General features: G+C 56.3%; 13 protein-coding genes. 8 read left to right on the forward strand and 5 right to left on the reverse strand.

Features of this window, described 5'->3' with window-relative positions:
- A partial coding sequence (locus AS026_RS16435) for an RHE_PE00001 family protein (RefSeq protein ID WP_062370598.1) occupies positions 1-976 on the forward strand: 976 nt, incomplete at its 5' end.
- A 102-nt stretch (positions 977-1078) separates the two neighbouring features.
- Positions 1079-1672, forward strand: coding sequence for a sce7726 family protein (locus AS026_RS16440; RefSeq protein WP_028746971.1), 594 nt, complete (start codon positions 1079-1081; stop codon positions 1670-1672).
- Here the strand turns inward: AS026_RS16440 and AS026_RS16445 are convergent.
- From AS026_RS16445 to AS026_RS44575, 3 genes are all read right to left on the reverse strand, one after another.
- The gene (locus tag AS026_RS16445) at positions 1626-2708 is read right to left on the reverse strand and encodes a beta family protein (RefSeq protein WP_028746970.1); all 1083 of its coding nucleotides are present in this window, start codon (positions 2706-2708) and stop codon (positions 1626-1628) included. The two genes, AS026_RS16440 and AS026_RS16445, sit on opposite strands and share 47 nt — an antisense overlap.
- Complete coding sequence (locus AS026_RS16450; protein WP_245307529.1) at positions 2705-3808, reverse strand: helix-turn-helix domain-containing protein; 1104 nt, start codon at positions 3806-3808, stop codon at positions 2705-2707. Before AS026_RS16450 ends, AS026_RS16445 begins: the two co-directional genes overlap by 4 nt.
- A 145-nt stretch (positions 3809-3953) precedes the next feature.
- Positions 3954-4259 (reverse strand): DUF6932 family protein, encoded by a 306-nt coding sequence (locus AS026_RS44575; RefSeq protein ID WP_412770327.1) that lies wholly within the window; start codon positions 4257-4259, stop codon positions 3954-3956.
- A 406-nt stretch (positions 4260-4665) separates the two neighbouring features.
- Between AS026_RS44575 and AS026_RS40055 the strand changes: the two genes are divergently transcribed.
- The 4 genes from AS026_RS40055 (at position 4666) to AS026_RS16470 (ending at position 9166) form a co-directional block, all read left to right on the forward strand.
- Positions 4666-5058, forward strand: a complete 393-nt coding sequence (locus tag AS026_RS40055) for a hypothetical protein (protein ID WP_202902586.1) — start codon at positions 4666-4668, stop codon at positions 5056-5058.
- A 126-nt stretch (positions 5059-5184) separates the two neighbouring features.
- Complete coding sequence (locus AS026_RS16460) at positions 5185-6252, forward strand: SIR2 family protein (RefSeq protein ID WP_202902585.1); 1068 nt, start codon at positions 5185-5187, stop codon at positions 6250-6252.
- The gene (locus AS026_RS16465; RefSeq protein ID WP_028746967.1) at positions 6249-8273 is read left to right on the forward strand and encodes an ATP-binding protein; all 2025 of its coding nucleotides are present in this window, start codon (positions 6249-6251) and stop codon (positions 8271-8273) included. The genes AS026_RS16460 and AS026_RS16465 overlap by 4 nt, the downstream gene beginning before the upstream one ends.
- On the forward strand, positions 8273-9166 hold the full coding sequence (locus AS026_RS16470) for a 3'-5' exonuclease (RefSeq protein ID WP_028746966.1): 894 nt from the start codon (positions 8273-8275) through the stop codon (positions 9164-9166). Before AS026_RS16465 ends, AS026_RS16470 begins: the two co-directional genes overlap by 1 nt.
- Before the next feature lie 77 nt (positions 9167-9243).
- Here AS026_RS16470 and AS026_RS16475 read toward each other — a convergent pair whose 3' ends face one another.
- Entirely contained in the window at positions 9244-10680 is a 1437-nt protein-coding gene (locus tag AS026_RS16475) for a DUF6035 family protein (RefSeq protein ID WP_028746965.1), read from the reverse strand.
- Between the two features lie 91 nt (positions 10681-10771).
- On the reverse strand, positions 10772-11698 hold the full coding sequence (locus AS026_RS16480; protein WP_028746964.1) for a hypothetical protein: 927 nt from the start codon (positions 11696-11698) through the stop codon (positions 10772-10774).
- 327 nt (positions 11699-12025) lie between these two features.
- On the opposite strand from AS026_RS16480, the gene AS026_RS16485 reads away from it, so the two are divergent.
- Positions 12026-13027 (forward strand): hypothetical protein, encoded by a 1002-nt coding sequence (locus AS026_RS16485; RefSeq protein WP_028746963.1) that lies wholly within the window; start codon positions 12026-12028, stop codon positions 13025-13027.
- Complete coding sequence (locus AS026_RS16490; RefSeq protein WP_028746962.1) at positions 12984-13565, forward strand: Shedu immune nuclease family protein; 582 nt, start codon at positions 12984-12986, stop codon at positions 13563-13565. Before AS026_RS16485 ends, AS026_RS16490 begins: the two co-directional genes overlap by 44 nt.
- Positions 13566-13653 lie beyond the last annotated feature (88 nt).

Consider the following 13653-nt stretch of genomic DNA (forward strand, 5'->3'; position numbering starts at 1 on the left):
CTCGTTGTGGATCGACGGCGAACTCGTCCACCTGGAAGATCTCGTCCTGCACGACGACACGCGCGATATTCGCACACCAACCCATGAGCTGACAATCGCCCGCGACGTGCTGCGCACGCGCCGGCGAATCGCCACCCAACAGTCCGGCTGGGCTTTTTCCACCGACGGTCTTCGGACGCTGCGGCAGACGTCGGAGATCATGCCGGCCGACGTTGACGCGGCGGAGGCGACCGGCGCCAAGCAGCCTGTCGGTGTCGAGCCGATAGGGGACGGGGGCGGTGCTGGCGGTGGCGAAGGCCTTCCCGGTGTCGACTATGCCGCCATCGATGCGGTGCTCGCCCGGTCGGAGGCGGCGATCGAGAACGCAATACGGCCCGGCCGTGCCAGCGCACAAGAGAAAGATCCGATGATCTACGATCTCGACTGGGATGAGGATGCGCGGCTGGAGGAATGGCGCAGCGTCGTGCGGCAGGCGCAAGACTTGCCGGCGGTGCTGCAGGCGATCGTCGCCCTCGATGCCTGGAACGAATTGTCTGTGCTGCAGCATGCGCCTTGGCTCGGCCGACTGCTGGCTGCCTCGATCCTGCGCCAGGCCGGCGTCACCACCGGAGCCCACCTGGCGGCGATCAATCTCGGCCTGAAAACCATTGCCGTCGATCGGCGCAGACATCGTCATAGCGAAACCCGGTTGGTCGCCATTGCCCACGGGCTGATCGCGGCCGCCGAGATCGGCCTGAAGGAGCAGGACCGGCTTTCACTGGCCCGAACACTCATGGAGCGAAAACTCGATGGGCGGCGGACGTCTTCAAAATTGCCGGAGCTGGTCGAGCTGGTAATAGCGAAGCCATTGGTGTCGGCCGGCATGGTGGCGAAGACGCTGGATGTCACGCCGCAGGCGGCGCGGCGGATCGTGTCGGAGCTCGGCCTCAGGGAGATGACGGGGAGGGGGAGGTTTCGGGCATGGGGTGTTATTTGATCGCTGGATCGAACGTGATCGCTGCGATTACCAGATAACTGACGAGAATTACGGCTTGGCCGCGGTCGTGAAATCGGCCAATAACTATGGTTAGGGGATGCAATGATGCTAGCTACGAACGACCAGGAAATCAGAGCCGCGCTTCATAAGAAGAAGCTCCGCTCATACCGGAAGACCGACGATGTCATCATCGTCGACGAGCTTGGTCTGTCGCACGCGAAGGTCAGGATCGACGTGGCAGTAATTTCGGCAGAGGTCCATGGTTTCGAGATCAAAAGCAGTCTTGATACGCTGGATCGACTACCGGCGCAGCTTGAGTATTACTCGAAGGGTCTGAGCAGGCTCACTCTGGTTTGCGCGGCCAGGCATCTCTCAAAGGCGGAGATGATTGTTCCGGCTTGGTGCGGGCTCATCAGTGCCGAAAAAGGGCAGAGAGGTGGCATCTCTTTCGAAACGGTGCGGCGCGCCCGGGCCAACCCGTCCGTCGATCCGATCCAGGTTGCGCACTTGCTCTGGCATTCAGAGGCTGCCGAGCTTCTTGCGGGCTTCGGAGCGTCGCCGCGGGAGCTTAAGCGAAACAGGCTGCAGCTCTACATCGATCTGGCCGCCCAAATGCCGATCGCGGACCTGATTGCAGCAATTCGCAACTTTATGGTCCAGCGCTCGGCGTGGCGAGATCAGTCAGCACATGCATAATATGATGGCTGATGCCGTTTTCCTTCCAGCGCGTCAGATTTGAAGGCTTGGCTTGGTTCTTCGCACACAGATCGATGTACTCGTCGCCGGCCGAAAAATGAGGCCCGCAAAATTGCCCCGATTTGACAATGCTGTCGCAATGCGTATGCATCTGTCCTGGGTCCGCTCGAAATGCCCCACCCTTGCGAACATTCCATGTGTCGCCCGCTGTGTAGACAAGCTTGCCCGCCGGCTTGAGCATCCGCATATCCTGTGCGGTGAACTCTGGGTGAACGATCGTGTAATCTCCGAAATTCGGAACGCGTCCGGTTCCGGCAAGTTTGGTACGCAGCGTCTTGTAGAAGACCCATTCGTGCCGCGGCAGGTGTCCTCCAGGTTTGTTGATCGCCAATATCTGAGGAAAGCCAGTACCGATCATCACCAAAGAGCGATAGCTTGAAAGAGCCGAGACATTCTCCATTGCAACTATCAGTCCATCAGCAAAGTCTGCATAGGGCTGGAAATTGGGTGCGCCGAGATCAATGATGAGGTCTATCTGCTCTCGAGTGAGGCCAATCAACGAGATCAGTGCCATCAATCGCGCATCGAAGTTGGGCTTCATGACGTGCTCAAGGCGGGCTCTAATCCCGGCCCCGAGCTTGTCGACTGCCGCAATGCCGGCCACAATAGAATTCACGGTTGACTGCGCGTCCAATGAGGTGATTGGCACAGCCCTGGACCCGAAACTGCGGATTTCTTCGAAGACGAAGGACATTGGCGTTCGTCCATCTGCCATGCTCGCGGTGGCGATATTCGCGTGCACGTCAATCCAAGCTGGCCTCTTCCCCCATTTTTGCTGGTAACGCTTCGGAAAAGTCTGGACCTGTTCCTGGACCGTCTTTTTCGGTTGGCCCTCCTCGAAATCATATTCCGGTTCTGGAATAAATATGAACGGAACGACGGACTGCTTCGCCGCGTCACTCAGACGGGACAGCGCCTGGTATTCACCTAGGCGCCATCTTAACGACGGTACATACGTAGTAGGCGTTAGCTTCATTCCATCATTCCCTCAAACTGGGTCCGAACAGTGCCCGACCCGACGAGATTGCTGAAAAGGCGATAGTCGTTTCGTTCCTTCCTGATCCGGCCGGCAATGATACTTGCACTGATTCCGAGCTTCTCTGCGTCGATGAGGACCGCTTCTTCCGTCAGCGCAAATCGAGATAGGCACTTCCGCCAAGTATCTTGCGGAATGAGATGGTCTAAGGAGAACTTGTCTGCGTCCTCCTCATACTGGTCACCTTGATGACCATCCTCTTCATCGAAGAAGTCGAACCGAAGAGAATTATAAAGATGCAGAAAGACGTGCCCCAGTTCGTGGAATAGGACGAACCAGAAGTTATCAAGGCGATCGAACCGAAGAGTGAGTGCGACAACGGGATTTCCGAACGGAGCGACCATTGCCGCGCCATCGAGGTATGTCCCAGGAAGATGACTTTGAACAACCATGCCAATGCCGTTTCGACCGAGGAGATCCCTGGCCTTGCGTGGGCCGTTACTATCTTTTGTGAGCGCAACGAGCTGGTCCAGCCAACGGTCATCCAAGCTAAATTCACCGATCAAGCCCGCTTCGAAATCCTGCTGTCCCTTCTGAAGGACGCGCGCTTGCCACGCCAGGAGAGCGTGCTCGTTCGGTGCGTTGCCGCTGTGCATCTTCTTGCGATGGAGAGCTGTCGCGAACTGAGGCCCAGCTACCTGATGAAACCAGGTGCGAGCGGACACTGCCAGGTCATTGCCTTTGATCCAACCGCGTTTGGCCATCTCCCGAAGCGGGAATTTGTTCCATTCAACGGAACCAGCGTCAGACCAGGCATAAATCGCCCCCTCCGAGCGCTCTTCGGCGGCTCCGTAGGACGCCGAGACTCGAACGCCCAAAATGTTTGCGACTTCCATAAGGCGTCCGAGGCTGGCGCTCATGTAGTTGGTAGCTTCGTACCGCTGCACTTGCTGTGCTTTAAGACCCAAACCCTCAGCGAGATCTGTTTGGGACAGACCTCGTGCGATACGGGCCTGAATCAGCACGCGCGGCAGTTCCTCGAAGGCGAACTCCTCCGTGAAACCCGTAGCTCCAGATTTGAGGAAATCGTACTCAGCCATCTCTCGCTGGATATCTGCGATTTGGCTTTGAAGCGCATTGGACTCGATCTCCTTCAGCCAATCGAGCTTGGCACCGCCAGCCTGGATGGCCAGAGCCGCGTTTCGCAAATTGGTGAGCTGTTCTTTCGATACAGCATACTGACGATCACTGAATATCATGAGCTAGCCTCCGAAGGACCATCGCATCCGTCATGATCGAAATCTCAAGAATGCCCTTTTTTCCACCCGTGTGCTTTTCCACTTGGAAGAAATCCAAGAACGTTCTTCCTGACCCGCTTTCTACGATGCTCGACGGAAAGAACTCCCCGCCGAAGCGCGCCTTTTGTCGGGCTCTACCGTCGCTAAAATCCTTAAACACGGGATCGAGAAGCGTGCCGACAACGCCGGCCGGATCCCAGCATGCATCGTAGTCACCCGGGATGGGTTTCGCTGTGACGAAGCTACCGTCCAGCTAGATCTTCGAACATCCAGCCTTCACCAAGACGGCAGCACCCTCGAGGAGCCCACCAAGGAGGGTACGGCGCCGCTCGTTGTACCCATATACACCAGCGATCTCTTCGAGGGTCGCGACGTGGGTGCCGGGTGGCAGCACGTCCCATGGTGAACCAGGTATGGTGATAAAAGCTGGAATCATACTTACAACAATAATGTTGTAAGCGCTTAAGAGCAAGCGCTAAATTATCCAGCCGCCACAACGTGTGACTCTGCGCCAGCGCAACCGTGTGACGTGGAGCATCGTCCAAACCAAGTTTCCGGATGTCCAATCAGTATCGCGCCGCACTGTTCAAATAGTGCCTTCGGGCAAGCCAATTTCCGAATTTTCAATATACTTTAGCAAACGAATCGTTGGGGAAGTTATGAGGGTCTATTGCAGGGGAATTGCTCGCATCAGGCACGCGACAACTGGCGAGATCTATGAAGTCGAAAGTGATGAGCTGGATTGGGATGCCGTGGGCGGTGATGAGCGCCAAATGGGGTCAGAGCTTCACTATGAAGCGGTAGTGGGGCATCCCTTTTTGGGGGAACTGAACTGGTCGGTATGGGAATACCCAATAGGCATTGAAAACCATCGCGAGACGAATGTGGGACGACATCAGGTCGTTGAGGATTTCGATTACGGCCTGGAACATGACGAGCTTGAACGGGACGATTGGGAGGGGAGTTTGAATAATCCGGGGGAGGCCGAAGCGCCGAAACAGACATTTCGGTTTATTCGTGGCGGGGATGCTGATGGCCGCGAATACGATTAGGGTGAGGGAGCCGATATCGTTCGCAAGGCTCTGGCGGAGTCGCTGAACGCGAAAAATGTTGCATTCCTGCTCGGGGCAGGGTGTTCATCGCTGCGCGTAGACAATGCCGAGGTCGGTATTCCGACCATGGCTCCGCTTGCTGCGGAATTCACGAAGGTGCATGAGCATGATGTCGCAGGGCTGCCGACCAACGCCGAGCGCAAGGTGCTTCTGGAGCAACTCGGAATCGATATCAGCGCACAGGAATACGCGCGCAATCTCGAACGCCTGATGGAACTGCTTCACAGCCTACGCTTTTCGCTAGGGCGAAGCTCGCTTGAGGCATCAAAAAAGCAACTGATCGTTGTCGAGTCGATCATCAAGGAGGTTCAAGCATTTCTTTGGGCCAAATGCACCAAAGGGGCTTTTGCCAAAGGCGATCGTGCCGTCCTGAACCTGTATGAGACCTTCTACCGCAAGCTCGTTCTGCGTGACCGCTCGCTGCCCCGGCCCTGGGTGTTCACGACCAATTACGATCTTTTCAATGAGACGGCGATGGACAGGCTTGGCCTGCCATATGCAAACGGGTTTTCCGGCGTAGTGGAGCGGCGTTTCAATCCCGCAACATTCCGGTATGCCTTGGCCGAACAACTCGACCTGACCAGCCGCAAATGGTCGGCGGTCGATGGATTTGTCTATCTCTGCAAGATTCACGGCTCGATTAGTTGGACAGAGGACGATCATGGCCTCTTCCCGATCAGGGAGGCCGCAGCTTCGGAGGAGCCCGGCAAGGTGATGATTTATCCCACGCCGGCCAAACAGAATGCCAGTCTTGGGTCGCCATATGCCGACCTTTTCCGGGAATTCCAGTCACGCGTCGTTCGCGAGCAGAGCGTTCTGCTCACGATGGGATATGCGTTCGGCGACGAACACATCAACAACATCATCTATCAGGCCCTGACGATTCCGACATTCAGGCTGGTGATCTTTGTCGATCCCAATCTTGGGGGTGATATCGCCAAGCTGAGAGCGCTCAACGATCCGCGGATCTGGATCATCGGCGGCGAAGGTGCGGAAGCTGGGCGCAAGGCGCATTATTTCGACACCATTATCGAACAGTTCCTGCCCCAGAGGCCGAGCGAGCGTATTGACGATGCAGTCCGCAAGGTTCTGGAGGCCATGGCGCCTTCTCCGAAGAAGGAGGAGCAAGAATGAGCCGCGACGACCGAAAGCGGGCGATAGGAAAGGTTGTTTCCGTCGCGGCCGACAAATTCGTCGTCGAGATGCATGCCGGCACCGACAACTTCACGGTCGTAGGTTTCGATGATGTCCACTACGTGGCTCGTCTCGGTTCATTTTTGATGATTCCAGTGCAGACGGAATATGTCGTCGCGGAGGTCGTCGGGCTCCGAGAGCGCGATGTCGGCAGTTCGGATAGACGCGATGGCGATATGGACAAGGCGTCATCGGCCAAGTTTCTGGATGTCGTGCCTGTGGGGATGCTTCCTCAAAAGCCGGGAGAGAAATTTCGGTTCGGTGTGTCCATATTCCCGTCGCTCTATTCCGATGCGCTCTATGCCTTGGATGCCGAACTCGACCGCGTGTTTGAAACGGACATTCCAAGCGAGCCTGCGCCTAAAAGGGGAGAGCACCCACCGATCCCGCCGGAGGCAACCAGGTTCCGCGCCTTGGCGATCGGTCGGTCCGTCATTTTCGAGGGTTACGATGTCAAAGTCCGTATCGATGACTTCTTCGGAGGGCATACGGCCGTTCTCGGAAATACCGGCAGCGGGAAGTCTTGCACGGTTGCCTCCGTATTGCAGTCGTTGTTCGATAAGCCCGACGAGCATCACGCGCGTGGCGCGACGTTCGTGGTGTTCGACGTCAATGGAGAGTATGCCCGGGCGCTGACCCCTTTGGCGAATGGTAACGGGGTGGGTGTCTCCCACGTCGTTCTCGATGGAACGGCTGCCCAAGGCCGTTTCCGGTTGCCCCACTGGTTTCTTGAACAGTCGGAATGGGAGCTGCTCCTGCAAGCAAGCGAGCGCACCCAGGTGCCGATTCTGCGTATGGCGCTCGGTCTTTCGACGCTGTTTTCCGGAGGGAATGCACAGGAACTCAACGGCATCAAGAACCATATCCTGGCAACGTGCCTCAGTCAGATCCTACGCGACGATTCCGGAAGCCCCTCGAAGCACGACCGCATGGTAGGCCTGCTTCAGCGCTTCAATACTCCACAAATCAGTAATCCAAGGATCGCGCAGTTCATCAGGATCAACTTTGGCCAGATGGCGAACCCTGAAGGACTGACAAACTATCTCCTTGGAGGGGCACAGGGAGGAGGCTTCATTATCGATGGGCTGAAGATGCCTACCTATGAGTGCCTTCCCTTCGAGTTCTCTGCTCTTGGCGAGGCGCTGGACCTCGCAATCCTATACGAAGAGGCGCACGGCAACCGGCAGATACGCGACTACTGCTCTCAAATGATTACCCGGTTCAAATCGCTGGAAGAACGGGCCGAATATGCTTTCCTGCGCCATGAATTGCAGGGCGGTGGCGTTGATCCCTCCGTGGGCGTTTTTCTGTCGCAGCTTCTGGGGCTAGTGCAGAATGGGGCGAGCTGGCTGAAGCAAAATCAGGTCATCATCATCGACATGAACGCCGTGGAAGATGAGGTGGTCGAACTTGTGGCTTCTGTTCTGGCGCGCATGTCCTTTCGTCTTCTCCGTCAGGCGGATCCGCGCAACCGTTTTCCAGTGCACCTGCTACTTGAAGAGGCGCATCGCTACATTGCTTCCACACCCTCGCGCTACGCGGTCGACGCAAGCCGGGTCTTTGAGCGCATCGCGAAGGAGGGGCGAAAGTACGGCCTTTTCCTCCTGGTTGCATCGCAGCGACCGAGCGAACTATCGAAAACAGTTCTTTCGCAGTGCTCAAATTTCGTGATCCATAGAATCCAGAACCCGGACGATCTCTCCCATATCCGGCAGATGACGCCGTTTATCTCGGACGCCGTCTTAAAGCGTCTTCCTTCTCTACCAAAGCAGCATGCTTTAGTTTTCGGGACCTCGGTCAACCTTCCAACGACGTTCAAGGTCCGTGATGCTGATCCACTTCCCGCTAGCGACGACGCGAAAATTCGCGACCTCTGGTTCCACGAACAGGGACGGGTCGCGCAGATTCGTATTGTAGCGGCGCCTGCACAAAACCCCGGCGCAGGAGGCATATTCGATTGATGATCGATGTCTCGACTCTGGAGGAACTAGCCAGTGGACTTGAAGCCAGTCCAGACTATAGGATTCTTAGGCGTCTTCGGCCGCGGCCGCGGATCGAGGGCTTTGACGATGCGGAGACCCGCATGGGTCTTTTGGTCGATGTCGAGACCACGGGCCTCGATCCTGAACAGGAGGAGATCATCGAGCTGGCGATGGTGCCGTTCCGCTATACGCTGAATGGTGAAGTGGTCGAAGTTTTGGAACCTTTCGACCGTCTCCGTAAACCGGTAAAACCGATATCTCCTGAAATCACTGCTTTGACCGGAATTACCGACGCGATGGTTTCTGGCCAGTCGATCGATCCCGCGGAGATCACAGCGTCTGCTGCGCCGGCGCATGTGGTCATAGCGCACAATGCGGCGTTCGATCGGCGGTTTCTGGAGCGCTTCAACCCTGTGTTTTCAACCAAGCCGTGGGCGTGTTCGATGTCGGAAATTGATTGGGCGTTCGAAGGGTTCGAGGGCACGAAACTCTCTTATCTCGCGATGGCTCTTGGCTTCTTCTACGATCGGCATCGGGCCGCGAATGATTGTTTGGCAGCAATAGAAATTCTCGCGCGAGAGTTACCACGAGCGGGTGTAACGGCATTGGCGAAACTGCTTGAGCATGCGCGTCTGCCGACCTGGCGGATCTGGGCCGAAAATTCGCCGTTCGAATTCAAGGACGTCTTGAAGGCGAGGGGGTATCGCTGGAATGGCGACGAAAATGGAAAGCCACGATCCTGGCATGTCGATATCGCGGATGCTGAAAAGGATGCTGAAGTCTCTTACCTTCTACGCGAGATATATCGACATGATGCCGACGTTCGAACTGTTCGCATCACCGCATACGATCGGTTCTCGACGAGAGTGTGACGGTCCTATGCTGACAATTCGGACGGGGATTCATGGCTTATCCCGCCGTTCGGAACCCGAAAAAACACCAACGTGAACTACAAGGCAATTTTCAGGACAAGGGCCGCCAATTTTTCTTTCAGTCCGGGAATGAGGAAGCCGGCAAGATCAATGCTGTTCGGCTCTGGCGCGAAGTCAGGCTCCCCGGCCCGCAATGACCTGCCGATACCCTCAGCGCGACGCTTCCATTTGCCGGTATGGTCCTGAGTTTCGATAGTCTTCTGGCGTGCGAAGTGCCGGATGGCGTGGCCAAACGCCGCCACGTGTTCGGGATATCCATCTGCGATTCTGTGGGCAACCTGCACAAGGTGTTGGAAGCTCCATCCGACAGGCCGGCCCTCCCTGGCACTTGCGAGCCCATTCATGAGGGCAACGAAGCTGCTGCTATCGTCGGGCAACGCCGGTAGGGCGATCTCACGCGCAAAAAAAGCCTGGCGCAATGACGCCCAGGCACGAACCCCTTCCTCATCCAACTGTGTATGGGGGAGCCGCGTGACCCAGAACGAAAAAAGGTCGTTTCGCACCTTGTCGGTCGCCGCGGCTTCGCGTTTGTGCAATTCCTGCTCGATTGCTGCTCGGATGGCGGCGGCCTGACCTTCATAGTCGAAATGCCAGCAGCGCTGCATGTCGAGTTCACACGCTAACGAACCGAAGGGTACGACAGACGCTTCCCAACGGTCGACCAGTTGATCGCCATCCCTGACAGGTCGTCGGAAATGGCAACGCACGTGGAATTTTCGCTGGAGCTCGGAAATCGAAGCCGTTTCATCGTCAACCACGAGAATATTCGAGTTGTTGGAGAAAAGGAGATCGTCGGTCGTCAAGCGCCGATATTCGGGATCAAAGCCCCCCATTACCCAGGCCAACAAGGCGCCTTCCTCTCTGTAGAAGGAACGGCGCCCCGCAACGACATCGAGAAATGTCGTCGAGAGCTGCACTTCGAAAGCGATGCGCCCGGATGGCCCTGTGGCTTGGACATCTGGCTGCCTACGGCTTCGAGGATCCTGCGAGGATCGCCATTGGCGCTCGGCTAGGATGCCGGAATATGACGGATCGGCCTCCAAACTGCGCACAATCATGCGCTTGATGCGTTTGTGTGGCTCGCTTTCACCGATGCCGTCATATTTGCGGGCAAGGATTTCTTCGCGTGAGAGCGGGCTGCGGGTCTCTGCTGGGCACGACCCATCTTCAGTCATATGTCGAAAGAAAAACCGCTTATGCTGGTTCGAAACCAGATAGGAGAGCACCGAGCATAACGAGCAGCGGAAACGGGGATTCTTTGCCAGGCGTTCACGCACATTTACGCGCTCAGCGATGAGCTCTTCATAGCGTTGCCCCCCGATCCATGCTCTTGCATCGAGAAACTCGCCGGTGTCAAAGTCCAACAATTCGCTAATGGCAGGGTCATCGACGGCCAGAGCGGTGGCGAGCGGATCGAATGTGACGTTGCTCCCAGGCCCTCGGTCAATGGTCAAACAGTTGCCTCCCGATCGTCTGCTCGGCCGGTTGCGAAATGGTCGAGGATGAGTTGGCGCTAAACATGCGATGGATTCAGCTGCCGCTTAATCATGGTGCCTCGACCACCGGCGCAGGAGCTAGGATGTCGCTGGCTTCCCAGCCTTCTCCCTCCGGCGTCGCAACGAACTCCCGATCCCAGATCCCCCAGCGCGCTGGCAGCGGGACTTGCGCTAGCGGATTGTGGACGTAAGTCAGCGGGCGGACGCGACGAGAGAGATTACCGAGACTGACGCGGGACCAGATCACACCCGAAATATCGGCAAAGCGCTGATCGAGGAACGCGGTACGAGGAATCGGGTTGCGTTCGCGCTCAATGAGCGGCGCCGGGTGAAACCCCTCGTCGACAACCTCTCCGGTCCCGCGATCGATGGTTATGAACGCGTCTCCGATCGGGAAAAGGGTGGTCATGATTAGGGGAAGGGGCTGTTCGGAGACATAGACGCCGAAGCGGCTCGCGCTGATCGCGATGATCCGGGTGTCCTGAGGCGCGATCACGCCCTGTTCGATGTAATGGGCGAACTTCTGGGTCTTGGTCCAGAAGGCCCCAGACGTCCGCAACTGTGCTTGACGGATCGGTGCAGCAAAGAGGCCTCCGCCCTGGTTCATGGGGATTGGTCGCCCAATCTGATCTGGCCCGGGGGCACCTTCGTCGGGAGCGATCGCTTCGATCCAGATGCGCTGGCCGTTTTCGATAACGCAGAGATCAGGTTGACCGCCGTCGCGTTGTCGCTCGGATACCGGCAGCAATCGACGGCCTGCCTCAAGCATTGTGCAGCCGAGATACATTTCCCAAAATCGGCCATCTACATCGCGAGCGAACCCCTGGCGAAAATCAGGATCGGCATAGGGCTCGTAGGTTGCCCACATGGTTTCGATCAGCTCATGAAGTTGCCGTTCGATCGGCGACTCCGCTATTTTCAGGTTCTCGAAACCACGATCGAGATTAGAACCTTCAATTTCGAACAGTCGGGGCATCTATAATCTATTCTGTGTGCAGGTTGCTTGGTTGTGCTCCGCATGAGGCCGCAAGCAATAGCGGCAAAGAGCCGGGTCACTTCCGACACCGCAATTTATGCATAAGCCTTATTGTACCGAATTTGCAATGGCGGACATTCCGGGCCTTCAGAGGGAAAGAAACGAGCCGATTATAAGCGCGGTCCTTAACTACGAAGTAAAAGTCCTCTGTGCTAATCCGCTTTCGAACGATCCGCGACAGCTAACCCAACGAAAGGCTGCGATGCAGGTCAGGACAGGCCCATAGGCGACAATCGCTGGCGCGATCGCCTGCGATAGGAGATCATAATGCCCCTCAATCCTTACCGAACCGGTTTTGTTGCAAGCGCGGAAGAGGGTGCTCGGCTTCTTTTTCGAGCGCCTGGAAAGGAATCGTGGCGTCTGGACTACAGCCCTGCCCCCAGAGCAACCGATGTCGCTGAAAAATTGAACCCTGCCTTTTACAATCAGCAGCGCTACACGATCATCGAGTGCCAGAGAGAGCTCGACGTAGCGAGGACCTTTCCTTTGAATGTGGCTGCTTCCAGCCCCGGATTCATGCAGGGAAAATATGACACACTGCGCTCGATTACGCTGGAGGGCTTCAAACTCGCAGATTGCCAAAACGTTGAAGATGTTCTTGAAGCCCTCCAGGCTTTGCCAAGCGGTTTCGTAAAAGACCCTTATTTCGGACTGGGGATCAATTTTGACATCCGCTATATAATCGAAAGCATTGAAAGAATGGACGGCGTGTCCGATCTGCGCGTTCGTAAGGGACGCCGAACGGGATTGCCCAAGGTCGAAATGGGTACCTACGCAATCTCAGCGGCATCGTTTGATGAGATTAGGAAACGCTTACGCCGCATACACGCCAAAGCGCTAGATGTTGCCGCTGACGAGAAGTTTGTTCTAACCAACAACGAACTCCTTCACGCCGTGGACCCTCAGACTTTCCCGGTTGTCAAGCGACGCTACAGGAAGGACGCCCTGTCAGAGGCATTAGGAGACGGTCTGACGAAGACGGCAGGCCTCACTGCGGGAGACCGTAAGACCGCGGCCCGGACAACCTCAGCGGTCGCCAAAACCATGAGCCAACGAGAGCCGACGACCTTGTTGGCTCTAAGCAGGACGATCGAGACCGTTACGCTCGAAGAATTAATTGTGAAGATGAAAGCCATGCTTTCGAAGCGGGTAAGCGAAAGTGGCTGGCAGGTTTTTTTTCAAGGACAATCCCTTTGTCCTGAAGATGGCGTTCGGTTATCCGGTCATGCTTATTGGGGATCAGTTTTCGGTAGGGGGGCGGCAATTTAGCGGGAAGGGCGACAAGATTTCGGATTTTGCCGTGAAGGCGGCCGCGAGCGGCAATTTGGCCCTTGTCGAAATCAAAACCCCACATACAGATCTTTTAGAAGCAAAACCATACAGGGGCGGGTTGTTTGGCCCGGACCGTGAAATCACGGGCGCAGTCAATCAGATACTGGACCAACGATTTCAACTGCAGCGCAGCCTTCCTATTATGAAGGATGCGTCGGGAATCTATGACGTCGAATCCTACGCGATCCAAGGACTGATCATTGCAGGAATGATTCCGACGGGAAGGGACAATCTAAAGTCTTTCGAGCTATTCCGAAACGGTCTCAAGTCCGTCTCCATTGTTACCTATGACGAAATGCTAGCGAAGCTAGAATTCCTCTACGAGGTTTTTCGCGGCGACTCTGAGCAGGAGGTTCAGTCGGGGGCGGCAGCTACAACTGATGCCAATGGTCCCGAAGACGAAATCGATCTGGAGCTGGAGACTGATCTGGAGGCTGATATCGACCCGGAAGCGGACAACGAGAGCAGGTTTTAGGCTATCCACAAAAGCGGTGTCGAACCAAAAAGTCATCTTCGCATTGGAAGCACTTTCCTAATTTTAGGGTCTGACACCGTGCAAACCC

The organism is Rhizobium altiplani (genome assembly GCF_001542405.1).
GTDB lineage: Bacteria > Pseudomonadota > Alphaproteobacteria > Rhizobiales > Rhizobiaceae > Rhizobium > Rhizobium altiplani.